Origin of the sequence: Endozoicomonas sp. ALB091 (assembly GCF_049310265.1) — a bacterium.
Lineage (GTDB): Bacteria > Pseudomonadota > Gammaproteobacteria > Pseudomonadales > Endozoicomonadaceae > Endozoicomonas.
In genome coordinates this window covers 98,064-121,652 of record NZ_JBLYNQ010000006.1, presented here as the reverse complement: position 1 = coordinate 121,652, position 23,589 = coordinate 98,064, and the positions used below count along the sequence as shown (strand labels likewise).

Here is a 23,589-nt window from a genome sequence, read left to right as displayed (position 1 = left end):
TCAGGTGCCGCCAATGGCCAGCAGAAACACAAAAGGGTCAACCAACACGTCAAAAAGGGAATTTAAGAATCATGAGGGTCAAAGTCTCATACTGAGCACAACTACAGACCCTGGAGCACAGGATTTACGTCCCGGAGCCAAAATACCCGAACAAGAAAGGCGACCAAACGCAGCTATGATTTTCATGTGACAAAAGAATCATCTGCGAGAGGCCGCCCTCCATGGAAGTATGTCACCCACTGACCATTCCCGCTAGTAATCACTGCCCTGCAATCGAGATGCTGCAACATCGGTTATCTCTTCTTCGCCAGTCATGCCATGAGCTCCACTGGGAGGATTACGAAAATGAACTGCATAACCTCATGGCTCTTGCAGAGCAGGAGATTCTCTCTGAAGACCTCCAAAAACTGGACGTCAATGAACCTTCTATTGAGGTCAAGGGCACCGTTTATCGCAGGGTGGCTCAAAATCATCAAACATACCAATCTGCTGCTGGCTCTGTCCGGGTAAAGCGAACCCTGTATCGATCCGGCTCAGGAAGCAAATGTATAGTCCCCCTGGAACTCCAGGCAGGGATTGTTGAAGGGTTCTGGTTACCCAGGGCGGCAAAGCAAGCGGCATGGATGGTGGCTCAGTTGCCACCAACCGAAGTGGCAAGCCTTCTTGAGTTGCTGGGAAATATGAAACCGTCGGCCAGTACTTTGGCTCGTCTTCCTGCAAAACTCAGTGAACGGTGGGAACAGTATCTTGAACCTTTTGAGTATATGTCTGGCAGACAACTTTCAGGTTCCAGCCAATGCTGCGACGGTAGCGGCCTCTCTTGATGGTGTAATGCTGCCTATGAAGGGCGGAAAGCGTCAGGAAAAACGGGACAAGGGAGCAGCTGAAGGCAAGCTTACCAGAGGCCCTGCGGGTTGTCAGGAAGCCAGTTGTGGGACGCTGTCGCTCTCTTCACTTTTTAAAAAGTGGGTGTCCTTTTTATTGTCACCAATAATTTTGGATAACAGCAGCAGCTCATCTTCAGTTGCCTGATTGAGTACGTCGTAAAGATTTCGATCTTGTCGGGTGAATACTATGCTCATTTGCAAAACTCAAATTTCAAAGCTCAATGCTTCCGTACACTTGCCAGCTCTTAAGTACTGTACTGGTTGGGAATGAAATCTCGAATAATACCTGATAGATGTTATACGGAAAGAGAAGCTGGAGGTTATATATGGTCCGCCCCGCACAAGAGAAACCAGTGTTAAGAAACCATTAAGAAACCAGTGTTAGGTCTTGAAACTTGAATGTGTTCAAAAAGAAAGACCTCACCCTGGATTTTCGCTGCTAATGCTATCACAGGTCAAAGTGCATCCAACAGCCAGCCATAACCAACACGCTCCTGTTCCAGACGCAGGTTTTTTCCGAAGGTATTATCTTTCAGGGCCGCAAACACTGGCGATTCATCCGGGGTAAGCCCCGGCAGTTCACCAGTAAAACGCTTGCTGTCCATCTCCTCTGTACACAGTGCCAAATGCGTTTGCAGGGTGGCTTGGTCCATCAACAAGGAGCGGACTTGCGGAAAATGCTGGCGCAGGCGGGAGAGAATGGCAAAACCGTGGGTGTCAATATCCCCCCAATAGATAATCTCTTTTTCCTTCAGCCAGCCAATGGAAGACAGTGACTGAATACCATAGCCCAGCCCAAAGATGACAATGGCATCCGGTACTGGTGGAAAGGCAAGACCATTGACCTTGTTTTCTGTGATAAACACCTTGCCGGTTCCCGGATCTATAAATTGCGACACCGGAACCGTGATATCCGTCACCGGGCCGGGATGATCCAATAACCGGTATCGCACCAGCGGCTCATCAAACCGTAAACCAAAGCGGCGCTCAAAACCGTTTTCCGCGAGCCCGGCGATGGTCCCATCAAAATCCTCCGGTTCAAGGGCCAGGCTCAGCAACTCCGAGAGAATGCCCTTGTTATTTTCAATAAATTTGCTGTCAACACTTTGGATATCCAACTGGCGGATGTAACGCCCCGGTTTTGGATTCAGCTGAAAATATCGGCAGACCTTCAGCAACCGGGGCCAGCTATCAACCAGCTCCAGGGCTTTTAACGGTTTATCCAGCAGCCAGGGCATTAACTCTGGCAGCTGTCGTCTGGTTGTGCCCGCCAGTTCATCAAACTGGCGAAAGGCTTTGATCTTGCCGATAAAACCCAGCCAGTCTTCCCGGTGTTCAAACACAATGCGCTGGGGCAGGCGCTGGGTACCGAGCTGCTGATGGTTGATGCTGCGATAATCCAGCCGATAACCACTGCCTTTTACCGCCTTGCTATTGCTGTGTAACAGGGCTATCCAGTCCCGCACTTTGGCAAACTCCTGGCTGAGCACTTTGCCGGAAGGTTTGCGAAACGTAATTTCCAGCGGAAACAGGGATTCTCCCTGCAACACACTTCTCAAAAACGCCCCGGAACTCCAGGGGCGCAGGGATTTTTTTTGCAGTTCGGTGAGGGTAATCATTTAGCTAATGGCTTCTGCCCGGTTCTGGCTTATGGTTTCCTTAAGCAGACGCTCCTGCTCCTGCTGTTTCTCCTGTCGGTATTGTTCAATGGTCAGGTTCCGGAGCATAGAGTGGTTCCCGCCCTGGTTATGAACAAAGTGGACAGAGTTCACATAATCTTCAATCACATGAATCTTCTGCAGGGGGGTGACAATCAATAATTGCAGATTCAACCGGCGAAACAGCTCCAGCCCGTAGCGGGCGGACTCGTCAGAACCCCGGCCAAAGGCTTCGTCGATCATAACAAAGCGGAAAGAGCGGGAATGGTTTTCGCCCCACTCCAGACCCAGCTGGTAGGCCAGTGCTGCCGCCAGGATGGTGTAGGCCAGTTTCTCCTTTTGCCCTCCGGATTTGCCACCGGCATCGGAATAGAACTCTTTTTCCGAGTCATCTTCTCGATAGCGTTCCGAGGCATTGAACAGGAACCAGTTGCGCACATCGGTCACTTTGCGGGTCCAGCGTTTGTCCAGTTCGCTCTGGCCTTCCCGGCCATTAAATCGTTCGACAATGGTTTTCACCTGCAGGAACTTGTTTTCCGCATAGGCATCATCGCTGTTATCGGCGGTCAGTGTATCGCCGAGGCAGTTTCTCAGGTCGATTTTGAACTGGTTGATCTCCGGGTCCCGGTGATTGTCCGCCACCAGTCGTATATAGGTGCCGTCGCTGTAGTCAATAGCGGCCAGAGAGCGGTTAATGGTGGCGATTTTATCCCGAATGGTTTGTTGCTGATGATCCAGCCAGTTCTGGAACATGGCCATGTTGTGGATGGTGCCTTCATTAAGCATCTGTTTAAACCGTTGCTCATGGCGGGGCAGGTCTTCCCCTTGCAGGGTTTCCAGCATGGCGGTGAATTCCGCAACTGAGCCCATGGAGGCGTCCACTTCACGGGTTTCCTGGGGATAGGCGTTTTTATAGTCCGCCATCTGCCCGGTAATCCGGGCCGCCAGTTCCCGGGACTTTTTCTCCCGGCTATCCAGGCGATGCTGCAGCCAGCTGCGCATGGTGGATTGGGAGCTGTCGCAGTTTTCAATGGTGATCTTTTTGTCCCCCAGGGCTTCATGTTCCATTTCGGCAAGCGTGGGAAAGCATGACTCCCGGGCGGTTTCCGGAAGCTCTGAAAGCTGTTGTTCAGAAAACTTCAGCAGTTTGTGATCCTGTTTCAGCTTCTCTGCAGCGGTACCGGACTCCCTGGTCAGTTTACGCTCCTGTTCCTCTTTTTCACGAGTAGCTGCTTCACAACGTTCCAGGCGTTCGCGCAAGGTGCGAAGAATGTCGGAGCCTGTTTCAAGCTGCTGCTTTTCCTGTTCCAGGCTGTTGATTTGAATGGCCAGGGGCTGCCAGTTGATTTCGGCAAAATCCGCGTATTTCAGCAGCAGCTTCAGATCTAACTGCCGCTGGTTCAGCTGGTTGATCTGCTGGTTAAACCGCATCTCAGCGCTGGCGGATTTCTGAATGTCGGCTTCCAGCTGTTTACGGGTGGCTTCCAGGGTGAAGATTTTTTCCCGGTTGCTCCAGCCCAGGACAAAACGGGAACGGTCATCAATACGGTAACGGTCGTCTTTTTCATGGCGGCTGCCGCCACTTTTGATCTGTCCGGCGGTGGTGATGGCCCGAACCTCCCGGCGGAAGTCGGCCAGCTGATCGCAACAGATATAGTCAAAGCGCTGGGACAGTTCATGCTCAAGCCAGCTGTAAAACTGGCTGTCGGTCTTGATCGAGACCTTGCGGCACAAGGAGCGAGGGTCAAGGGTATCGGCCGTGGCGCGGGCGGGCTGGCGAACCCGGTAATAGACCAGACGTCCCTTGAGGTGGGTGCGATCCACATAGTCAGCAACGGACTGGTAGTGCTCATCGGGCACCAGCAGGCTCAGGGCAAAATTATGGAGTACTCGTTCAACCGCCCCTTCCCAGTGTTTGTCTTCTTCGCGAACCTGGAGCAGTTCACCGGCAAAGGGCAGGGTGGATTCCGGCAGGTTGAGGGATTCACTCAGGGCCTGACGGATGGCCAGGTTGCGGCTGGGGATATTGGACTGACGACTTTTCAGCGAGGCGATCTCTGCTTCCAGTTCATCGTGCTGACTGCGCAGTTTCTGGAACTCAACGCGGTGTTCCACTTGCTGGTTTTGCAGATCGGCCTGCTGTTTCTCCAGGGATTGCAGTCCGGTTTCCGCCTGCTGCCGGTTATGAAAAAAACCATCGTCGTCTGCAGGTTGGGAGAATTCCAGGATGTTGCACAGTGCCTGGTAATCATCACAGGCTTTGGCGATGCGGTTCCGTTCCCGTCCCAGTCGTTCCAGTTCTGTTTTTAGTTCGGAGAGGCGCTGGCCACCATTCTGGTCAATGGCCCGTTCCAGTTCACGGCTGGTGGTGCGCAGGTCATCAATGGACAGACGCAGCTCCTGCAGGCGGGATTCGAGTTTTTGCTGTTCCTGTTCCCGGCGTTGGATGCGCTCCGTCAGCAGCGTGATTTTTTTATCGGCAAAAAAACCGTACAGCGCTTCTCTGGACTGGCGCAGGGCCGCAATGCTTGACTCAATGCTTTCATACTGGTTGCAGTTGTCAATCATGGGGGCGAGGCGGTCAATTTGCTGGCGAGCTTTCAGTACCGCCTCGTGAGCCCGGTTAAGATTGTCAAACTGACGACTGAGTTCGTTGACTTTCTCTTCGGCATCAGTGCTTTCCAGCATGTGGCTGCGGACAAACTCGGTCAGGTTGCCCACGGATTTCATGGAGACGGTCTGGTAAAGCAGCTCCAAAGCCTGATCGTTGTCAATGCCCATCTGGCGACGGAACTCGGCCTGGTATTGGCTGAAACTGTCAAACAGCTTGATGTGCTCCTTTCGTTTCAACTTTTTTTTCAGGTCACCAATATCACTGCCAAAGCCGCTGAAGTGTTTGGCAATGGATAACGGTTTTCGTGCCACCAGATAGAAGCGCTCCGGCGTATTGCTGTTATCCCGGCTCCAGAATACCTGGGCCAGGGTGATGGTCTGGTCAAACCCTTCGTTGACAAAACGGGCCAGCAGGACGCTGTAGCTGTTATGGTCGCGCAGGGCCACCGCTTTGGCGCTGAGGGTGTCGTCATCCTTGGCGCTTTTGTAGTATCCGCGCACATAGGAGGTGAGGTTGCGCTCTTTGGTTTCCGCACCCGCCGCCTTGTTGTAGGTGATTTTCTGGCTGGGGACCAACAGGGTGGTGAGACCATCCACCAGGGTGGATTTACCGGAACCGATATCCCCGGTCAGCAGGCTGTTATCACCACCGGGGGTGGCGACCCAGATTTTTTTGTGAAAGGTTCCCCAGTTCAGCACTTCCAGGGCTGCCAGACGAAAGCCAGCCCGTTTTGTGCTGTCGGAAAAATCAAACGAGTGTGTCTGCATGGTCCCGGTATACCTTGAGTTTGTCGTTAAAATCCGCCAGCCAGTCGGCATCCACCAGTGCCTTGATGATGCGTCGTACTTCCCAGGCGGGGGGATTGCCGGACAGTTTTTTCAGGAAGCCAAATTCGGCCACTTTATTGATGTGGGTATCGATCTGGTCAAACAGTCGGGCTTCATTGGCCCGGTCCGGCAGGAACACCCGCATCATCTCAACGATCTGTTCACGGTTCAGGATCAGCCGGGCATCACCACCGCTGGCGTCCTGCTCCACCATTTTTTTGCGCAGCAGTACGCAGAGCAGGCTGACCGGAAAACTGAGGGGGCGACGGGCCACCAGTCGCGGCAGCTTTGTCTTGTCGTCGTCTGCTTCGGTGGTCTCTTCATCCAGTTGCCGGAGAAAAGCGTAGCCTTCGGCCTCGTCCAGGATCAGGTCCAGACCCATGACCCGGACATAGTCCAATACTGGCCCATGAAGTTCTTCAAGCTGCTGCCATACCGCTGGATTCTGGTCCCGGTAGACAACACCTTTCATCAGGTTGACCACAACGACACCCAGATTGGCGTTCCCCTGTGATGGGGCTGATTCATTCTTACTCATTTTGTTATGACGAAGTGATTAATAGGTAAAAAACCATTAACGGGTGAAAATCACCGAAGGCATCCACGCCGCTTTAGTATTCCCGGTATTGTCCAGCCACTGAACCGCTTGATTATGTTCAGCGTTGATTACCGCCCGATCCGATTCAGCCGCGATATGTAAGTAGGCGACCACTTCGCTTAATCCTTTTTTCACCGGGTAGAGTTCCAGCAGTTCTGCCAGGGTGATTTGTGACCGGGTTTGCAGGGCGAAGCGAATCTGGCTTTTCAGGGCCTGCTCATCCACATAGTGCTGATTATAGAGTGCGCTGGTGTCCACATCGCCCTGACCCTCTTCCGGCACTTCATCAATCACCGGGCGCAGGGCAGGGCGGAACAGCCCCCGACCCATGGGCAGCTCCACTTCCGGTTTTAATGGCGACAGTGTGGTGAACAGTTTATCCGGTGGCGGGTGCTGGCGAATGGTGATGGCGTTCTGCTCAATATCCCGGACAATCTCCATAATCCGGCGGTTTTCCAGCCAGGCCTGGTCATCCAGGTAGCGGCGTAACTGTTCCACTAACAGGGCGCAGGTGCTGTTCACTTTTTCCCCGGCTTCCAGCAGACGAAAACGAATGCCGTCCAGCAAAGGGTCTTTATCACTGTTGAGGCTATTGATTTCCGGCAGCCGGAGGACTTTTTGCAATGTCTCCTGCAATTCATCCTGGCTGACCGGGGACATCAGCCAGCTCCAGAATGCCTTGAAGCTGCGCCCCTGGTCCGATTCAGTAATGGCATCCTGCTCCGAGAAAATGGTGTCCAGCATCTGGCCCTTACCGCTGCTGCTGGTGGTGATCCGCTCTCTGACGCCCCGGTCCAGTGCCCGGAAGTTCTCTTCCACCTGACGGAAGTCAGACAACAGCTGCCGTGCGGTATCTTCTGCCTGCAGGAATTTTTCCTTGATACGGGTACCGTCGTGAGGGGTGACATGACCTTCACGAAGCTGGGCAATCTGTCGTTCAATGGCGGTCTTTTCCTGCTCTAATTGTTGAATGCGCAGGGTGGGGTCGGTTTCGGTCTCATCGGCAATTTCCCGCAGTAGCCGGAAAATGGTCAGTAGTCTGGACTCGGTGCCGACAAATTGTTTCTGTTCAAAACTGGCAATCCACTCAATCACTTTTTCGGTGGCGGGCGTCAGGTCAAACAGCGGTTCATCACCCATGCTGGCGGGTGGGTAATACTTTCTTAAATACCCGTGTTCACCGGCAGACCAGTTGTTGAGATAATCCCGCCCTTTTTTGGGGTACCGGTTCTCCCCGGTGGTTTCCCGTAGATGGTGCAGGTAATCGTCCAGCCTGGTGGCCAGCTCTTCTGCCCCCACCGAGCGTTGGTTGGTGGCAATAAAGGCGCGGTGCAGGAAGCTGATAATCAGCGGTGCGCTGTCTGCCTGCAACAGTCGCCAGGCCGGGTGGCTGCGCAGGCCGGAGATACGGTTGAAGTCCATGGGGCAGAATGAGTAATGACAGAGCCAATAATAAATAATGGCTGTGATGGTAGTTGATTACGGAAGCTTATTCCATGACTTCGCTCCTATTCTCTCCCGGTTAGAAATTCTACCTGAATAACTTCCTCTGTTTGCCACAGAGACACGGAGGCTCAGAGGAAAAGATTTTTCTTTTCTCCGCGCATCCGTCTCTCTGTGGCAAGGCTTTTCTTTGCTGGATAACATCGAAAATGTGGCAGTTATTTCAGGGCAGTTCCATAGAGAGCATTCGCCGTTTTTTCCGGTAATGGCGACGATACCTGTTCTCATGCTTACGCCATAAGTCATTTGCCTTTACAATAACCAGCCATAAGATTGATCGAACGAATGCCGGGAAGGATCATGACTGACAGTGGCAAGCAAAAGCATGATGGCACAACGCACTTTGGTTATCGTGATGTGCCAGAGAGTGATAAAGAAGGGCTGGTAGCGGGTGTCTTTCACTCGGTAGCCAGTAGCTATGATGTGATGAATGACCTGATGTCCCTGGGTATTCATCGGCTCTGGAAGCGTTTTACCATTGAGCTTTCTGCCGCCAGGCCCGGTCATGTGGTGCTGGATATCGCCGGGGGGACTGGCGATCTGGCCAGGCAGTTTTCCCGTATCGTTGGAGAAACCGGGCGGGTTGTGCTGGCGGATATCAATGAATCCATGTTGCGCGTCGGTCGGGATCGACTGACTGATCAGGGTATTGTTGGCAATATGGAGTTTGTCCAGGCCAATGCGGAATGCCTGCCTTTCCCGGATAACACCTTTGACTGCATTACCATCTCTTTTGGTCTGCGTAATGTGACGGATAAGAATGCGGCACTTCGCTCTATGTGCCGGGTGTTAAAGCCGGGTGGGCGGTTGCTGGTTCTAGAGTTTTCCAAAACCAACCATCCATTGCTGACCAGGGCTTACGATGCTTATTCGTTCAGTTTGCTGCCAATGATGGGCAAGCTGGTGGCCGGGGACTCCGAAAGTTATCAGTACCTTGCGGAAAGTATTCGCATGCATCCGGATCAGGAGACGCTGGAAGGCATGATGAAACAGGCCGGGTTTGTCAATACGGCCTACCACAATATGACCGGCGGCATTGTGGCGCTGCATAAGGGAGTTAAGCCCTGATGGCCGACTCTGATAACAGCTCTTCTGACAGCTCTGTTGATAACATCGTCGTCAAGATGGGGTTGCTGGCCGCCCTCGAGCGTCAGGTCAATTCACTGTTGGCTCTGGATCCGGTCACCATAAAAAAACTGTCGCACTGGTTTGGTAAGGTGGTGGCTTTTCAGTGCACTTCGCCGCAGTGGTTATGTTATGTCCACTTTGAGCATGACCGTATTCGTCTTGCCAGTACTCTTGGTGAAGAGCGCGAATATGCGGTGGATGCCACCTTTACAGGTTCCAGCATTGCATTTGTCACACTGGCGACGCGCAGGAATCTGCCGTTTGCTGATGTTCCCGGGTTGAGTGTTTCTGGTGATAAGACACTGATTGCTGATTTGCAGCAGATTCACCAGCAGATGGAGTTGGACTGGGAAAGACCGCTTTGCCAGACCTTTGGCGACATCACCGGACATTTTATGGCCCGGGGGCTCCGCTTCGTCGGTGACCATGTTCACCGGGGGCAGCAGCTGGTTATGGACAACCTCGGGGAGTACCTTCAGGAAGAACTTCGCCTGATTCCGTCAAGGATTGAAGTGGAAAGCTTTGCGGAGGAAGTGGGGTGCCTGGCTGAGTCGATGGAGCGGCTGGAGGAGCAATGGCAAACCATACAACCTGCAAAAAATACATCTGATGCCAAATCATAAGTCGGGGGCCTGACGTTGATCCGTTTGTTGAAAATTGTGGCCGCTGTCGCCCGTAACCGGCTGGATAATCTGATTGATTCGGAGCGCTCACCGTTCTGGCTGCGCTGTCTGCTGATTCTGCTGCCCTGGCGCTATGTTATCCGCAATAATGCCCCCCGGGGTGAGCGTGTCCGGCTCTCTCTGGAGGCGCTTGGGCCTATCTTTATCAAGTTCGGGCAAATCCTCTCAACCCGGCGGGACCTGTTGCCGGATGATATCAGTGATGAGTTGTCCCGGCTTCAGGACGATGTTCCGCCGTTTCCCGCCGCCGAAGCGATTGGCATTATTGAGTCCAGCCTGGGCAGCGATGTTGATACCCTGTTTGCCCGTTTTGATCGTGAACCATTGGCTTCTGCCTCGGTGGCCCAGGTTCATACCGCTCAGCTGCATACCGGGGAAGAAGTGGTGGTCAAAGTGATTCGTCCGGGCATTGACCGGGTGATTCGTAAAGACATTGGCTTAATGTATCTGTTTGCCCGCGTGCTGATTGCTTTATCAAAAGACGCTCGTCGTTTGAGGCCGGTGGAAGTGGTGGCCGACTATGAACGTACTATTCTGGATGAGCTTGATCTGTTGCGGGAAGCGGCTAACGCTTCCCAGCTGCGACGTAACTTCCTGACCTCCCCCCTGTTGTTTGTGCCCCAGGTGTACTGGGATTATTGCCGCACAAAAGTGATGGTCGTTGAGCGGATTTACGGGGTGCCTGTTTCCGATATTGCCACGATGAAAGCACAGCATGTGGATATGAAAAAACTGGCAGAACGGGGGGTTGAAATATTCTTCACCCAGGTGTTTCGGGATCGCTTTTTCCATGCGGATATGCATCCGGGCAATATTTTTATTGATACCACCAATCCTGCCGAGCCCCGCTATATCGGGATCGACTGTGGCATTATCGGTACGCTTGAGCCGGAAGATCAGCACTATCTGGCCAGTAACCTGCTGGCTTTCTTTCGGCGGGACTACCGCAAGGTTGCCCAGTTGCATGTGGATTCCGGCTGGGTGCCCAGAGATACGCCGGTAGGAGAGCTTGAAGCGGCGATTCGTACCGTCTGTGAACCGATCTTTGAAAAGCCCCTTAAGGATATCTCCTTCGGCCAGCTGCTGGTCAGGCTCTTTCAGGTGGCTCGCCGCTTTAATATGCAGGTTCAACCGCAGCTGGTGCTGCTGGAGAAGACATTATTGAATGTCGAGGGATTGGGGCGGCAGTTATACCCGGATCTGGATCTCTGGGCCACGGCTCAGCCCTATCTGGAAAAGTGGATGAAAGGCCAGGTCAGCCCAACTGGTATTCTCTGCGATATTAAGGAGCAAAGTGCAGACTGGCTGCTAAGTGCTCCCGTGATGGCCCAGAGAGTGATGTCAACGGTGCGAACCCTGGTTGACCAGCAACAGGCGTTGCATCATCAGCAGGTGAGGGCGGAAAAACGCCAGCAAAAGCAGAGGCGTTTTGGTGTTCTGCTACTTCTGGCAGGCGGGGCGTTGATGGTGACTTCAGGTTCCCTTTTTGTGGAAAAAGAGCTGCTGGATCAGACAATGGTTGGATTACTGGCTGTGGCAATGGGTGGTTGGCTGGTTGTTCGCTAAGAAGGTTGCCAGCTTATACCGTTGCTATGACACCCCCCGGGTCAGGCACGAATCGGCCCATGAACTTTTTTTACTACCGGGGGTCAACATATTGGTATCCATCAGCTATCAGGAGTTGCCCCATGAATTCGGTTCCGGGTGGTTTTGTAAGCCGCGCCCAACCATCAGGCTACGGCGCTACTGAAGCGTCAGGTCCAGATGTGCCTGGACGTTTCTCGGGGCATGACGTTGTTGCTTCCCAGCCTTGTCACCTGTGTGCTGCGCCTCCGCCGTCCTACTCGGAAGCTATGAGGCAGACGCCACAAGCTTTTCCAGACCGTAATAAACCTGTTCCTGAACGTAATCGTAATAATGTGCTTTTGCTCAATAACGTCAGGATGCAGATGAGAGAAGATGCTTTTCAGGTAGAGCGGCGTGCTAACGATAAAGGGTGTTGTGAACAGCTATTTGGCAATGGTTGCTTAGGTGATCTTCTCCAAGCCTGTTGTGTTAGTGCCTGCATGCTAACGTTGTCGTGTCTCGGTGGGTAACAGGGATATGATATCTGATCAGCCGCGTAAGTATGTGAACAAATAAAATGATTGGATAGTGTTATGAAAACAACTCACTGGTTGGATGAGGTTCAGTGGAACGATGATGGCCTGGTGACAGCCATTGCCCAGGACCATAAAACCGCAGAGGTTTTGATGTTGGCCTGGATGAACCGGGAATCGCTGGAACTGACCCTGAAAGAACAGGTTGCCATTTACTGGTCCCGTTCACGGGGCAGGCTATGGCGCAAGGGCGAAAGCTCTGGCCATACGCAACGGCTGGTAGAGTGTCGCCTTGACTGTGATGGCGATGCGATCCTGCTGAAAGTGGAACAAACAGGTGGTATTGCCTGTCACACAGGACGTAAGTCTTGCTTTTATCGTCGCCTCAGGGATAACCATGGAGACGCATCGTGGGATACCGAAGAGCCGGTGTTGCAGGATCCGGCAACGATTTATGGACATCGGTAAAGGCTGTATTCTTTGCTGTAAATCATCCCACAGGTTAAAACATGAACGATATAATCAAAAAATTGACTGAAGTATTAAGCAACCGCAGGCAAGCTGATCCGGATTCCTCTTATGTTGCACAACTTCATAGCAAGGGACTGGACCATATTCTGAAAAAAGTGGGGGAAGAGTCAGCAGAAGTGCTGATTGCCGCCAAGGCATCAGAATATGACCATAATCGGGAGGCGGTTATTTATGAAACGGCTGATCTCTGGTTCCATACCATGGTCATGCTGTCCCATCTTGGGCTTGAGCCTGCTGATGTGTTGAATGAGCTGGATCGTCGTTTCGGGCTTTCCGGTATAGAAGAGAAAGCATCCCGCGGGTAACTGTCTTTCCCGACTTTTCCTGAACGTTTGTTGCAAAATAGCCACGCCCCTGGGAGCCTGACCGAGAATAGCGCCCGTCTAGGCGACCCCGTAGCGAGGATGGCAGAAAATTGAGGATAAAAATTCGGTTTTGTGAGGTGAATAGCGGGGCTATTTGCCGAACAAAAGCGAATTTTTAGACCAATTTGCTGCCACCGCACGACTGTATGGATGCAGGAGCTAGGGCAACGCAGGAGCAGTTGCCGCGTAGGGCAGTCTATTCTCGGACAGGCTCCTGGTGATGGAATGGGGTAATATGTCCTCTCTTTGTGTATTATTTGATCAGCTTTTATGGAGAGCTGAAGGAGTAGAAAATGGGTTTTGGTGGCATCAGTATCTGGCAGTTGCTGATCATTCTGTTGATCGTAGTGATGCTTTTTGGTACGAAAAAGCTTCGTGGAATGGGCAGTGATCTGGGCAATGCAGTAAAAGGTTTTAAAAAAGCACTGGGCTCTGATGAAGAGTCGGAAGGTGAGAAAAATAATGAAAAAAACTCAGGGAAGCCTGAGCTGAAGGCTGGCTCTGTTGAGCAGCGTAATCTGGAGTCTGACCTGGAAAAGTCCAGGCATAAGCAGTCTTGACTGTATATAAGGGCTTTCAGGCCGGTTTTCTGGCGGAAGCTGTTCTTTTGAGCCAGGTGTGATCCCCTCTTGCAGGGGAGCTACAGCTGCCCTTTGGTAATTGAGTGGCGATCGAGAGGTGTGATAGTTCGCTGTGCTTGATATAGGTTTTACAGAGTTGTTATTGGTTGCCGTAATTGCCCTGGTGGTGCTGGGTCCGGAGCGCCTGCCTCAGGCCATCCGGACAACCGCTTACTGGGTGGGCAAAATTCGTCGCAGTTTTCAGTCCGTCAAAGAGGAGCTTGAGCGGGAGATTGATGCCGACGGAATCAAACAGCAATTGCACAATGAAGCTGTCATGAAAGAGTTGAATAAAACTCGCGAACAGTTTCAAAGTCAGATCAATGATCTGAAAAAGTCTGTGAGCATTGATCCTGCCGAAGACCAGACGTCTTCCGGTGTAAATACCTCGTCCGGGGTTGACAGTGGCTCAGTGAGTGGAGATGGCAGTGTTAACCAACAGGCAGTGAATGACACCTCTGCTCGCCTGTCTCAGGAAAAGGGCAGTAACTGACACTCCCCGCCCTGGCGGACGAGGGTTCTTGATCGCTCAAGAACGTTTCTGTTTCACGGTCCGTAGCTCAGGGAACAGGCTTGGTTATCGCATAAAAGTTCCACAGTGGGAGCTTTTACGATGGCGAATCAACCCATGCTCCCCAAGTCTCACACGAACTCCGCAGACTTTACATCCCGTCTGCCCGACGGTAGGTCTACAAAAGACTGGATAAAGTTAGCAAGGAATGAACAAACACTCAAGCGGAGCGCTCTGCGCGCTCCTGTCTTATATCACCGCCCGATTGGGCGATGCTTTACGACGGGTTTGGTAAACTATGTCACAACAAACGTCGGATGATTCTCAACAGACATCAAAAGGTCAGGATAAAGAGCAGCCGCTCGTTCAGCACCTCCTTGAGTTGCGCGGGCGTATCCTGAAAAGCCTGGTTGCCGTGCTGGTGGTTTTTGCCGGGCTGTTTTATTTTGCCAACGATATTTACGTTTATATCTCGGAACCGCTCCGCGCCAGCCTGCCGGAAGGCAGTACCATGATTGCCACCGAGGTGGCCTCACCCTTTCTGGCACCCTTTAAGCTGACCATTGTGCTGTCGCTGTTTATTGCGATTCCATTTATTCTCCATCAGGCGTGGGGCTTTATTGCGCCTGGCCTGTATCGGCATGAAAAAGTCATCGCAATTCCTCTGCTGGTTGCCAGTATTGTGTTGTTTTACCTGGGCATTGCCTTTGCCTACTATGTGGTCTTCCCTTTGATTTTCTCGTTTTTCACCACGGTTGGCCCTGAGTCAGTCACCGTGATGACGGATATCAACAGTTATCTGGATTTTATCCTGAAGTTGTTCTTTGCCTTTGGTATCGCTTTTGAAATCCCTGTGGCGACGGTTCTGCTGGTGTGGTCGGGGGTGACTACGGTCGAAAGCCTCAAGGAAAAGCGCCCATACGTGGTGGTTGGCTGCTTTGTGATCGGTATGATCATGACGCCGCCTGATGTTATTTCACAGTCTCTGCTGGCCATTCCGATGTGGCTGTTGTTTGAGTGCGGAATTCTCTTTGCCCGGTTTGTGAAAAGCCGGAAACCGGATGAGGCAGAAACTTAGTACTCTTTCGCAACGCTTATTATCGTTGTAAGCATTGGTGTTCAATGCAGATATAGAAGTATTGAACCTTTTCTTGTTTTGTCGGTCAAATTCATCTTTAAGCAAAAAATTGAAAGATGATAGGTATATATACCTGGAGTGACAGATGAATCTTAATCCTCATCCTCATCGTTATAGAGAAGTTTGCAGAGCTATTGCTCCCGATTTGCAATCCATGACTTTCGGGTCAGAGCAAGGCTCGGACCCGAAAAATGGCAACGCAGAGAGTGTCAAGGTGTTAACTGGTGTTGAGCCAAAGATTAAACCGGAAACCATTGATCAAACCAGGAAGTTATGTGTCGGCCTGGAACAACACAAGGTGGTTAAGCTGGAGCAGATTCAGACTTATCTTACTGGAGGGGCTGATCTGAATACAGAGATTACCCTCGGCGACTTGAGAGGTTGTAACCCATTGCACTCTGCGGCCATATCAGGCAATGGAGAGGCGGTGGCAGCCATCATTGCCACGGGTAAGGTAAACAATATCAATGTTGTTAATGGACATGGTTTTACGCCACTGGCATTGCTTTGTGGGGCCAGGGCTGAGGACGCCAAATTCATTCGTCGTTTTGACAGTGTATCCGAAGAGCGCAATGGCAGGCGTGTGGGTCTTGAGGCCTTGCTTGGGGCAGGTGCCAATCAGCACATGATGGATAGCAACAGTTGGAAGCCTATTCACCATGCCGCCAGGCACAACTTCCCGGGATTGATCGAACTTCTGGTGGAACAGGACCGGTTCGCTGGTATTGCTGGCATTGCTGGTATTGAGAGCGCCGCACTTTCCACCGATATCATCAATTGCCAGGATCGACAGGGCAATACGCCATTGCACATCGCTGCCAGTAATAACCAACTGCATGCGGTAGAGGTATTAATAAAGCTGGGAGCGAATGTCAACGCGCTCAACAAGGCTAACCAGAAACCATTGCATCGGCTGTGTATGGTTCAAAATAACAATAATACCTACGGAGGTAAGGTAGCCTGTTTGTTGCTGGAGAAAGACCCAGATCATAACTGTCAAGATAAACATGGATTTAACTGGCTTGAATACGCGTGCAGAAACGGCATGGTTTATCTTCTGGTGTATGTTGCAAGCGTGGAAAATTCGGTATTGCACAACCAGGAGAATAAAATCACCGTGGACTTAAATGGTAGATGCAATGTGAATACTGGCAAGAAATCAAGCATAACCCGGAGTCAGTTCGAGCGAGTTATCACGTTGCTCAAGCCACTGTCAGGTGTCGAGGTCTTTGCACCGGAACAATTCTGCGAAGAAGGTGTTCGAGATTCCCGGGTGCAGAATGAGAAAGATACTGATGACGGTCGCATGGATGTGGATGTCAGTGTGGATCAATCGCCATTTCTGCCCCCCTCAATGCAATCAGATTGGAAGGATGACAATAGTTCTTTTGAGTGAACGAAGTTGACCGTGAATGGTATGCCTTGTGTGGCAACTGCTCCAGCAGTTGCCTCTATCCATGCAGTCGCGCGTTGGTAGCAAATTGGTCTGAAAGTCCGATTTTGTTCGACACATAGAACTACTTTCCCCCCAATCTAACAAAACCGTATTTTCCACCAATTTTCTATCATCCTCGTTATGCTCTCTGCTCACCCAGATGGGGTCTCGCCCAGAAGGTTCGGTTGCTATGCTATCCTATGATACGGTTGTTTCAGGGAGGAAGTATGCCATATCCCCACTTATCAGATGGTCAGGAAGCGTTTAATTCTGGCCGGATTTACCATCATTCACCATTTGACGTTCCCATTGAGGTGGTCCAGAACGGCCTGCTCTGGCTACTCTCTGATCCGGTTTTTCACCCACTTAGAGCATCGCTTTCGAGTAATTATTTGTCTGTGGAGGAGTTAAGGGAAGAGCTGGTATCTGGTAAGATCAGGCTACCGTCGGCAGCCATTGATCGGGTACTTGATGAGATTGACCGGCTTGTGGATGATTATCGGAAAGGCGTCGCTTTTTAAGCACTCTGATTTTCCTTTTATATGAATGTGTCAGTTTCAGTTCCCTGCTGATTAACTGTCTTACCAGCGTATGGCTGTTTAGATGAATCTTCTCCTCCTTGAGCAACAACACTTTATTGATGAATGGCATGCAGAGCTGGACCAGCGACAGTTAAGGCATGTGCTGGACGTTCATCAGGCCAGTGAAGGCGATGTGCTGCGTGTTGGCCTGGTGAATGGCAAGATGGGCACGGGGAAAATTACTCATCTGTCTTCAGAAATAATGCGTCTTGAAGTGGAGCTGACTATGCCTCCCCCTCCGGCCTTGCCGTTGACGGTTCTGCTGGCTTTACCCCGGCCCAAAATGCTCAAACGTTCACTCCAGCATCTGACGGCGCTGGGTGTTAAAAAGATTATCCTGATGAACAGTTATCGGGTTGAAAAAAGTTTCTGGCAGTCCCCCTGGTTAAGCCCCGGGAAAGTGCGTGAGCAGCTGATACTGGGTCTTGAACAGGCCCGGGATACGATCATGCCAGAAGTGATTCTGGAAAAGCGTTTCAAACCTTTTGTGGAAGATCGTTTGCCGACCCTGGTGGCAGGAAAGTTGGGACTGGTGGCTCATCCGCTAGGGGGTGAGAGCTGCCCGCATCAGATTTCCAGGCCTGCTGTGCTGGCTATTGGTCCGGAAGGGGGCTTTATTGACTATGAAGTGGATAAACTGGCACAGGCCGGGTTTCAAAGGATCCATCTTGGACCACGTATTTTACGGGTCGAGACGGCGGTAACGGCCATCGTCAGTAAACTTTACGACTGATACTCAACAGAGTATGGTAAAAGTGAGCGTTCTGGCGATAATCCAGTCACTGTCGCTCACTCCATACAGTGGGTTGATAGATATATTAACTGACTGTTTCACAATAAACGGTATCAACACGGCTCTGACTATGGACGGAAAGAGATTAGTAGTTGTAGGTTTGTTCGCTACCCTGCTTTTTACTGCCAATGCATTGGCATCACCTGCAAAGCATCAGCTGTTGGATAAACTTTATGACCAGACAGGACTGGAACGTCAGCTTGACTGGATACACGACAGTATGACTCTTCAGCAGCAGAAATATCCGATTCCTGAGCCAGTTGTGGATACGGTCAATCAGGTGGTCAAAATTCGTTACAGTCCCGACTTTTTTCGGGCTTCCATGAAAGTAACCCTGGATGAAGCGTTGTCGGTGGGTGAATTGGACCGGTTGATTGACTGGTTCGGATCGCCCCTGGGTAAGAAAATTCTCCGCCTTGAGGCTGAAGCCAGTGATCCTGCCAATCAGGCAAAAATGGAGATGTATATCCGGGAAAAACTGTCGGCGGAGCTGCCCAGAAATAACCGGATAATTTTAATAGAAGAGTTGATGGAAGCACTTGATGCTGTTGAGCTGAGTACCGAGCTGGCTGCCAGTGCTTCAGTGGGAGCCCAGAGAATGCTTCGGGAGGTCATGCCCGCAGGTGCCGAGCAGCCAATGAGACCTGCCCAGGTGTTGAAAGCTCAGGAGAAGCCCTATATCCGGAAAGATATGCCGGAAAGAATGCGGGATATCTTTCTTTACACTTATAAATCTCTGCCGGACAGTGATATCCGGAGATATCTCGACTTTGCCCGTAAAAGTGCCATGCAGAACTTCCAGCGTGGACAAATTCAGGCAATATCGCGGATGCTATAGGAGGCTGACCGAGAATAGACTGCCCTCCTCGCTACGTGCGCTATTCTCGGTCAGCCTCAGTTTGACGGGTACAATCTCCGTTCACCCTGAGCGGAGTCGAAGGGTGCTTGGCATGATCTATCAGAGTCCGGAGTTTTCGCCCTTCGACAGGCTCAGGACGAACGGAGTCCGGAGGCACGACAACCCGTCAAATTCATTGAAACCATGTACTAGCTCATCTCCTGAGGGTCAATATCTACCGTCCACTTCAGTTGTCTGGGAAGCCGGTGGCTTTCCAGGTAGCTGACAACGCTACTCACCACCGCGTGTAAATGATTTCTGCTTTTTCCCTGGATAAGAAGGTGCCAGCGGTAGCGTCCCTGACGCTTTTCCATGGGGGCTGGAATCGGACCCAGTAACCGAACATTGCTGCCTTCGGCTGCCCGCTCAGCATAGTGTCTCAACGCTGAGAGTAGGGCTTCACTTTCCCCCTGGTTAACCGACTCTGATCGAACCAGGGTTAAATATCCCTGTGGGGGAAGATTCAGGCTTTTTCTTTCCATAAACAGACTGCTGGCAAAACGGCTGTAATCGTTCATGGACAGAAGCTGGAGCGCAGGGTGTTCCGGATTATAGGTTTGAATAATAACCTGTCCGGGCTTATTCCCCCGTCCTGCTCGCCCCGCCACCTGCATAATCAATTGGCCGGTTCTTTCCGGTCCTCTGAAGTCAGAGCTGAACAGCCCTGCATCGGCATTGACGATGGCAACCAGGGTCACATTCGGGAAGTGGTGACCTTTCGCCAGCATCTGTGTGCCCAGCAGTATGCAGGGTCTGCCGGACTGCACTTCCTCCAGCATATTGCTCAACGCTTGTTTTCTGCGCGTGGTGTCCCGGTCGATTCTCAGCACGGGATAACCGGAGAAGTGTTGGCTGAGGGTCTGCTCTGTCCGCTCCGTACCCTGGCCTACAGGTTGAAGCTTTCTGCTCCGGCACGATGGGCACTGCCATGGGATAGCCTGTTGCAGATCGCAATGATGGCAGTGCATATGGGGAGGGTAACGGTGAATGGTCATGTGCGCATCGCAGTGCGGGCAGTCGATAATGGTGCCGCAGTCCTGACAGATCATGGATGGCGCATAGCCACGACGGTTCAGGAAAACCATCACCTGATTGCCTCGTCCAAGATGAGCAGTCATTCTTTGCAGCAGTTCTGTGGATAAGCCGTCTTTCAGAACCTGGTGGCGCATATCCAGCAGCTCCATGGCGGGTGGACGCGCATTCCCTGCCCTCTGCTTCAGGTGAAGCTGAGTGTATTTTCCCTGATGCGCATTGTGTAGCGTTTCCAGGGAAGGGGTTGCCGATCCAAGGACGACCGGACAGTGGCACTGGCTGCCGCGGAATATGGCAAGATCCCTGGCGTTATATCGCAGGCTTTCCTGCTGCTTATAAGAGCCGTCATGCTCCTCATCAACAATAATAAGCCCAAGGTGTGGCATTGGGGTGAAAATGCCTGAACGGGTGGCAATCAATATGCCAGCCGTGCCCCTGGCCGCTTCGAGCCAGCCTTGTAATCGTTCACCATCGCTGAGCCCCGAATGCAGGCAGGCAACCGGTACCTTGAAACGATCACGAAAGCGCCTGACCGTCTGAGGCGTGAGGCCGATTTCCGGAATCAGCACTAATGTCTGCTTACCGTTGGCCAATGCTGCTGAAATAGCCTGCAGGTACACTTCGGTTTTGCCGCTGCCGGTGATGCCTTCCAGAAGATAAGTGCGATAGGATCCCAGGCAATCGGTAATGGCTTCACAGGCAAACGCCTGTTCTTCGTTCAGCTGAAGGTGAGCAGACTTCAGTGGGTTGGTGGTTTCGGTAAACAGGCGTGGGGAAGGCTCAACATCCCGGGAATGGATCAATCCTTTTTTGGCCAGCTCTTTTAGAGTGCTCTTGCTGAAACCGTATTCATGGAGCTCCGTGGCGCTGATGCCGGCAGGATTTTCACCAATCAGCGTCAGGGCGGCCAGCTGCTTTTTTGATCGCTTCAGCTGGTTTCGTAACTCACTGTCCGGTTCAACCAGGGGGTACCAGAAAGGAATGCTGCCGGTGGATGCCGGTTTTCCCAGGCGCAGGTTTTTCGGCAGAGCCTGGTGCAGGGTTTCTCCGATGCTGTGATGGTAATAACGGGCTGCCCACTGGCATAGCTGGATAATATCCTCTGGTACAAGAGCCCCTTGATCCAGGACAGAAATGACTTGTTTCAGCTTATTGGCAGGAATGTCAGTGCCGGATTCGATGGAGAGCACAATCCCCACCATTTGCCGTGGGCCAAAAGGCACGATAACTCTGCTGCCAGGGTGAATGGCCGTGGCAGAATGCGTGTCTGGTGGTAAGTAGTCGAACAATTGCCTCAGAGGAGAAGGGATGGCGACTCTGATAAATTTTTCTGCAATAAGCCTGGCGGAGACGGATTGTTCGGTGGTTGCTTGATCATTTGCTGCGTCAGAAGTGTCCGCCGGTTTGCTGCTCATTCAGGTTCCATCGTGGTATTTCTATGGGGGAGATGATACAGGAACTGAAAGCTGGCATGAACAGAAACCGGGTCGGGTGGTTTGAGGTTATCCACTTTGATCTCTTCTGCCTCAGTGTTTCAGGAAGGTGTTGGAAGCAGTGGGTTGTAGATAAACTTCTTCAATTGATCGGGCAGTGGCAGTGCTTCAATTGCTGGCCGTACCGGTTGCCCGCTGATATTCAGATTTTCGATCAATCGGTTACGGATGCACGTTCGTGCGCACAGTTGCAGAAGTGTTGGTTGTTGGCATTGTAACTCGGGTATGTGGTTTTTCAGAAGGTAAGTGATTTCGGTTTGTCCTTTCCTGAATGCCCAGGCCAGGGCTGCTGGTGACTGGTGGAGGTTGGCTCCGTGTGTCAGTAAAGTTTTAACGATACTGACATGGCCATTCGAGGAGGCTTGCACCAGGGCTTCAGGAGACTGATGGGGAGTCCCACCGTTGGCCAACAGCATGCTGACAACCTGAATGTGACCCTCACGGGCGGCAATCACGAGGGCATCTGGAGAGTGGTGTGGGATGGCACCATAGGCCAGCAAAGTGTGGACGACCCCTGCATGTCCTCTTGTAGCGGCACAGACCAGGGCCTTGGATAACTGTTGAGGTGTGGCTCCGGTGGTCAGCAATGCGCTGGTGATCTCGACATACCCATTAGTTACGGCATGATCCAGGGCCGCTGGCGACCGATGGAGATTGGCACCTTTGGCTAACAGAGCGTTAACGATCTCAAGCTGTCCCTTTCTTGAGGCATGCACCAGTGCTTCTTGACAATACTCCGGGGGAACTCCTTTGTTCAGCAATGTCTTGACCGTCTCAACGTGACCATTCTCAGCGGCCCACACTAAGGCCTTCGGGCACTGGTTAAGGTCGGCTCCATGGCTCAGCAGGGCGTTGACAATCGTGCTGTGACCCTTTTGGATAGCCCACATCAGGGCTTCTGGTGACTGTTGGGGGGTGGCTCCGTGGGCCAGCAGAGTTTCGACGATCCCGGCATGCCCATTCCGGGCCGCCAGCGACAGGGCAAATGGAGCGAGGCTGGGTGTGGCTCCGTGGGCCAGCAGGATGTCAACGATGTTGGTGTGCCCATTTTTGGCGGCCTTTACCAGGGCGTCTGGCGACTGGTGCACAGTGGCCCCGTGGGTCAGCAGGGTGTTGAAAATCACAAAATGACCATTCTGGGCGGCCCACACCAATGCATCCGGTGACTGATATGGAGTGGCACCGTGGGCCAGCAGAATATCGACGATGTCGGCATACCCCTGGCCGGCTGCCAACGATAAGGCATAGGTAGACAGACTGGGAACAGCTCCATTGGCCAGCAGTTCGTTGACGGTCTCTGTTTGCCCATTCACGGCCGCCCATGCCAGATCATATGGAGGAGGTGAATCGGTTTCGTTGGCTTGCAGCACATTGTGTATTCCGATATAGCCCTGCCTGCTGGCGGCCCACACCAGGTCAATATCATAAAAATACAAGCATTCTATGTTCATGGTATTCACCGGACACAGTTGGGCACTGTTATTTGTGGTTTCATTAATATTGACGATGGATATCCAGTCTACTGCCTCAAGGGCTCTGTCGCCGGTTTTCGTCAGACTTTTTCTGGATGTCCGTTTTTATCCAATAGTTTCTCTTCTGAAACAGAGTGGAAGGTAAAAGAATTGAAACGGTAATTTGTTAATTTTTGTGTACTGTTTTTTTTGTCATTGCAGGTTGTGCTGATGATCGGATAATGGCTTGAAAACTACGTATATGGGACGAACATAAGACTGTTTCCCTCCGCCATAATCTCTGGTAGTATCCACCGCTCTTTACCCTCTCAGCTCATTATGCTGGGGTGGGTTCCGTTTGCGGTGCCTGTCTCCCGAGCCTGATAACACCAGGGCTCTATTGAGAGTCAGGTGGCGGCATACACCAGTTCGAGGAAGCTCAAATGAAGCAGGATATCCATCCTAACTACGAAGAAATCGAAGTTACCTGCAGCTGCGGTAACAAAATCAAAACTCGCTCTACGCTGTGCAAGCCACTGAGCATCGAAGTTTGCTCCAAGTGCCACCCATTCTACACCGGCACTCAGAAGGTGATGGATACCGGCGGCCGTATCGAGCGCTTCAACAAGCGTTTTGGCAAGCTGGGCGCTCGCAAGTAATCGAGCTGACAGCTTACCGACCGAAAGGTTTAAAAAGGCGACTGTTTTGCAGTCGCCTTTTTTGTATGGCCTGATATTTTACCAA

The 23,589-nt window shown here is 51.9% G+C and carries 21 protein-coding genes; 14 read left to right on the top strand and 7 right to left on the bottom strand.

The features are described 5' to 3' along the window. Positions 1–221 precede the first annotated feature (221 nt). On the top strand, positions 222–824 hold the full coding sequence (locus tag ACO6UX_RS07625) for a hypothetical protein (RefSeq protein WP_422443857.1): 603 nt from the start codon (positions 222–224) through the stop codon (positions 822–824). Positions 825–917: 93 nt separating this feature from the next. Here ACO6UX_RS07625 and ACO6UX_RS07620 read toward each other — a convergent pair whose 3' ends face one another. The 5 genes from ACO6UX_RS07620 to ACO6UX_RS07600 all read right to left on the bottom strand — a co-directional run bounded on the left by ACO6UX_RS07620 (position 918) and on the right by ACO6UX_RS07600 (position 8,006). Continuing rightward, positions 918–1,082, bottom strand: a complete 165-nt coding sequence (locus tag ACO6UX_RS07620; RefSeq protein WP_422446380.1) for a hypothetical protein — start codon at positions 1,080–1,082, stop codon at positions 918–920. Between the two features lie 260 nt (positions 1,083–1,342). Further along, positions 1,343–2,506 carry a DUF3322 domain-containing protein gene (locus tag ACO6UX_RS07615; RefSeq protein WP_422446378.1) on the bottom strand — a complete coding sequence of 388 codons (1,164 nt, stop codon included), beginning with the start codon at positions 2,504–2,506 and terminating at the stop codon, positions 1,343–1,345. After that, positions 2,507–5,926: an ATP-binding protein gene (locus tag ACO6UX_RS07610; RefSeq protein ID WP_422446376.1), complete on the bottom strand. Its 3,420-nt coding sequence runs from the start codon at positions 5,924–5,926 to the stop codon at positions 2,507–2,509. It lies immediately after the preceding gene. Further along, positions 5,907–6,524 carry a DUF4194 domain-containing protein gene (locus ACO6UX_RS07605; RefSeq protein WP_101744996.1) on the bottom strand — a complete coding sequence of 206 codons (618 nt, stop codon included), beginning with the start codon at positions 6,522–6,524 and terminating at the stop codon, positions 5,907–5,909. Before ACO6UX_RS07605 ends, ACO6UX_RS07610 begins: the two co-directional genes overlap by 20 nt. A 36-nt stretch (positions 6,525–6,560) precedes the next feature. Further along, the gene (locus ACO6UX_RS07600; RefSeq protein WP_422446374.1) at positions 6,561–8,006 is read right to left on the bottom strand and encodes a DUF3375 domain-containing protein; all 1,446 of its coding nucleotides are present in this window, start codon (positions 8,004–8,006) and stop codon (positions 6,561–6,563) included. Between the two features lie 381 nt (positions 8,007–8,387). Here ACO6UX_RS07600 and ubiE point away from each other — a divergent pair, with 381 nt between their 5' ends. The 12 genes from ubiE (at position 8,388) to ACO6UX_RS07540 (ending at position 18,809) form a co-directional block, all read left to right on the top strand. Further along, complete coding sequence (ubiE, locus tag ACO6UX_RS07595) at positions 8,388–9,155, top strand: bifunctional demethylmenaquinone methyltransferase/2-methoxy-6-polyprenyl-1,4-benzoquinol methylase UbiE (RefSeq protein ID WP_422446372.1); 768 nt, start codon at positions 8,388–8,390, stop codon at positions 9,153–9,155. Further along, positions 9,155–9,838 (top strand): ubiquinone biosynthesis accessory factor UbiJ, encoded by a 684-nt coding sequence (locus ACO6UX_RS07590; RefSeq protein WP_422446370.1) that lies wholly within the window; start codon positions 9,155–9,157, stop codon positions 9,836–9,838. Before ubiE ends, ACO6UX_RS07590 begins: the two co-directional genes overlap by 1 nt. Before the next feature lie 9 nt (positions 9,839–9,847). Then, positions 9,848–11,464: a ubiquinone biosynthesis regulatory protein kinase UbiB gene (gene ubiB / locus ACO6UX_RS07585; protein ID WP_422447897.1), complete on the top strand. Its 1,617-nt coding sequence runs from the start codon at positions 9,848–9,850 to the stop codon at positions 11,462–11,464. A gap of 593 nt (positions 11,465–12,057) precedes the next feature. Next, the gene (hisI, locus tag ACO6UX_RS07580) at positions 12,058–12,465 is read left to right on the top strand and encodes a phosphoribosyl-AMP cyclohydrolase (protein WP_422446368.1); all 408 of its coding nucleotides are present in this window, start codon (positions 12,058–12,060) and stop codon (positions 12,463–12,465) included. Between the two features lie 41 nt (positions 12,466–12,506). Then, positions 12,507–12,833 (top strand): phosphoribosyl-ATP diphosphatase, encoded by a 327-nt coding sequence (locus ACO6UX_RS07575; protein ID WP_422446366.1) that lies wholly within the window; start codon positions 12,507–12,509, stop codon positions 12,831–12,833. A 353-nt stretch (positions 12,834–13,186) separates the two neighbouring features. Continuing rightward, entirely contained in the window at positions 13,187–13,453 is a 267-nt protein-coding gene (tatA, locus tag ACO6UX_RS07570; RefSeq protein ID WP_422446364.1) for a twin-arginine translocase TatA/TatE family subunit, read from the top strand. Positions 13,454–13,586: 133 nt separating this feature from the next. Further along, positions 13,587–14,006 carry a Sec-independent protein translocase protein TatB gene (gene tatB / locus ACO6UX_RS07565; RefSeq protein ID WP_422446362.1) on the top strand — a complete coding sequence of 140 codons (420 nt, stop codon included), beginning with the start codon at positions 13,587–13,589 and terminating at the stop codon, positions 14,004–14,006. Between the two features lie 316 nt (positions 14,007–14,322). Then, positions 14,323–15,102 (top strand): twin-arginine translocase subunit TatC, encoded by a 780-nt coding sequence (gene tatC, locus ACO6UX_RS07560; protein ID WP_163369373.1) that lies wholly within the window; start codon positions 14,323–14,325, stop codon positions 15,100–15,102. A 145-nt stretch (positions 15,103–15,247) separates the two neighbouring features. Beyond that, positions 15,248–16,558 carry an ankyrin repeat domain-containing protein gene (locus ACO6UX_RS07555; protein WP_422446360.1) on the top strand — a complete coding sequence of 437 codons (1,311 nt, stop codon included), beginning with the start codon at positions 15,248–15,250 and terminating at the stop codon, positions 16,556–16,558. A gap of 266 nt (positions 16,559–16,824) precedes the next feature. Then, positions 16,825–17,118 (top strand): hypothetical protein, encoded by a 294-nt coding sequence (locus ACO6UX_RS07550; protein WP_422446358.1) that lies wholly within the window; start codon positions 16,825–16,827, stop codon positions 17,116–17,118. Between the two features lie 82 nt (positions 17,119–17,200). Then, complete coding sequence (locus ACO6UX_RS07545) at positions 17,201–17,911, top strand: 16S rRNA (uracil(1498)-N(3))-methyltransferase (RefSeq protein ID WP_422446356.1); 711 nt, start codon at positions 17,201–17,203, stop codon at positions 17,909–17,911. A 220-nt stretch (positions 17,912–18,131) separates the two neighbouring features. Then, positions 18,132–18,809: a DUF2059 domain-containing protein gene (locus tag ACO6UX_RS07540; RefSeq protein WP_163369377.1), complete on the top strand. Its 678-nt coding sequence runs from the start codon at positions 18,132–18,134 to the stop codon at positions 18,807–18,809. A gap of 209 nt (positions 18,810–19,018) precedes the next feature. Here the strand turns inward: ACO6UX_RS07540 and ACO6UX_RS07535 are convergent, their stop codons facing one another. Both ACO6UX_RS07535 and ACO6UX_RS07530 read right to left on the bottom strand, forming a co-directional pair. Beyond that, positions 19,019–21,316, bottom strand: coding sequence for a primosomal protein N' (locus tag ACO6UX_RS07535; RefSeq protein ID WP_422446353.1), 2,298 nt, complete (start codon positions 21,314–21,316; stop codon positions 19,019–19,021). 119 nt (positions 21,317–21,435) lie between these two features. Beyond that, positions 21,436–22,845, bottom strand: coding sequence for an ankyrin repeat domain-containing protein (locus tag ACO6UX_RS07530; RefSeq protein WP_422446351.1), 1,410 nt, complete (start codon positions 22,843–22,845; stop codon positions 21,436–21,438). A 443-nt stretch (positions 22,846–23,288) separates the two neighbouring features. Between ACO6UX_RS07530 and rpmE the strand changes: the two genes are divergently transcribed. Beyond that, complete coding sequence (gene rpmE, locus ACO6UX_RS07525; RefSeq protein WP_101745013.1) at positions 23,289–23,504, top strand: 50S ribosomal protein L31; 216 nt, start codon at positions 23,289–23,291, stop codon at positions 23,502–23,504. Positions 23,505–23,589 lie beyond the last annotated feature (85 nt).

Coding starts and splice junctions, on each gene's coding strand:
- ACO6UX_RS07625 (WP_422443857.1), top strand. CDS start 222: ATGGAAGTATGTCACCCACTGACCATTCCCGCTAGTAATCACTGCCCT.
- ACO6UX_RS07620 (WP_422446380.1), bottom strand. CDS start 1,082: ATGAGCATAGTATTCACCCGACAAGATCGAAATCTTTACGACGTACTC.
- ACO6UX_RS07615 (WP_422446378.1), bottom strand. CDS start 2,506: ATGATTACCCTCACCGAACTGCAAAAAAAATCCCTGCGCCCCTGGAGT.
- ACO6UX_RS07610 (WP_422446376.1), bottom strand. CDS start 5,926: ATGCAGACACACTCGTTTGATTTTTCCGACAGCACAAAACGGGCTGGC.
- ACO6UX_RS07605 (WP_101744996.1), bottom strand. CDS start 6,524: ATGAGTAAGAATGAATCAGCCCCATCACAGGGGAACGCCAATCTGGGT.
- ACO6UX_RS07600 (WP_422446374.1), bottom strand. CDS start 8,006: ATGGACTTCAACCGTATCTCCGGCCTGCGCAGCCACCCGGCCTGGCGA.
- ubiE (WP_422446372.1), top strand. CDS start 8,388: ATGACTGACAGTGGCAAGCAAAAGCATGATGGCACAACGCACTTTGGT.
- ACO6UX_RS07590 (WP_422446370.1), top strand. CDS start 9,155: ATGGCCGACTCTGATAACAGCTCTTCTGACAGCTCTGTTGATAACATC.
- hisI (WP_422446368.1), top strand. CDS start 12,058: ATGAAAACAACTCACTGGTTGGATGAGGTTCAGTGGAACGATGATGGC.
- ACO6UX_RS07575 (WP_422446366.1), top strand. CDS start 12,507: ATGAACGATATAATCAAAAAATTGACTGAAGTATTAAGCAACCGCAGG.
- tatA (WP_422446364.1), top strand. CDS start 13,187: ATGGGTTTTGGTGGCATCAGTATCTGGCAGTTGCTGATCATTCTGTTG.
- tatC (WP_163369373.1), top strand. CDS start 14,323: ATGTCACAACAAACGTCGGATGATTCTCAACAGACATCAAAAGGTCAG.
- ACO6UX_RS07555 (WP_422446360.1), top strand. CDS start 15,248: ATGAATCTTAATCCTCATCCTCATCGTTATAGAGAAGTTTGCAGAGCT.
- ACO6UX_RS07550 (WP_422446358.1), top strand. CDS start 16,825: ATGCCATATCCCCACTTATCAGATGGTCAGGAAGCGTTTAATTCTGGC.
- ACO6UX_RS07545 (WP_422446356.1), top strand. CDS start 17,201: ATGAATCTTCTCCTCCTTGAGCAACAACACTTTATTGATGAATGGCAT.
- ACO6UX_RS07535 (WP_422446353.1), bottom strand. CDS start 21,316: ATGAGCAGCAAACCGGCGGACACTTCTGACGCAGCAAATGATCAAGCA.
- ACO6UX_RS07530 (WP_422446351.1), bottom strand. CDS start 22,845: ATGAACATAGAATGCTTGTATTTTTATGATATTGACCTGGTGTGGGCC.
- rpmE (WP_101745013.1), top strand. CDS start 23,289: ATGAAGCAGGATATCCATCCTAACTACGAAGAAATCGAAGTTACCTGC.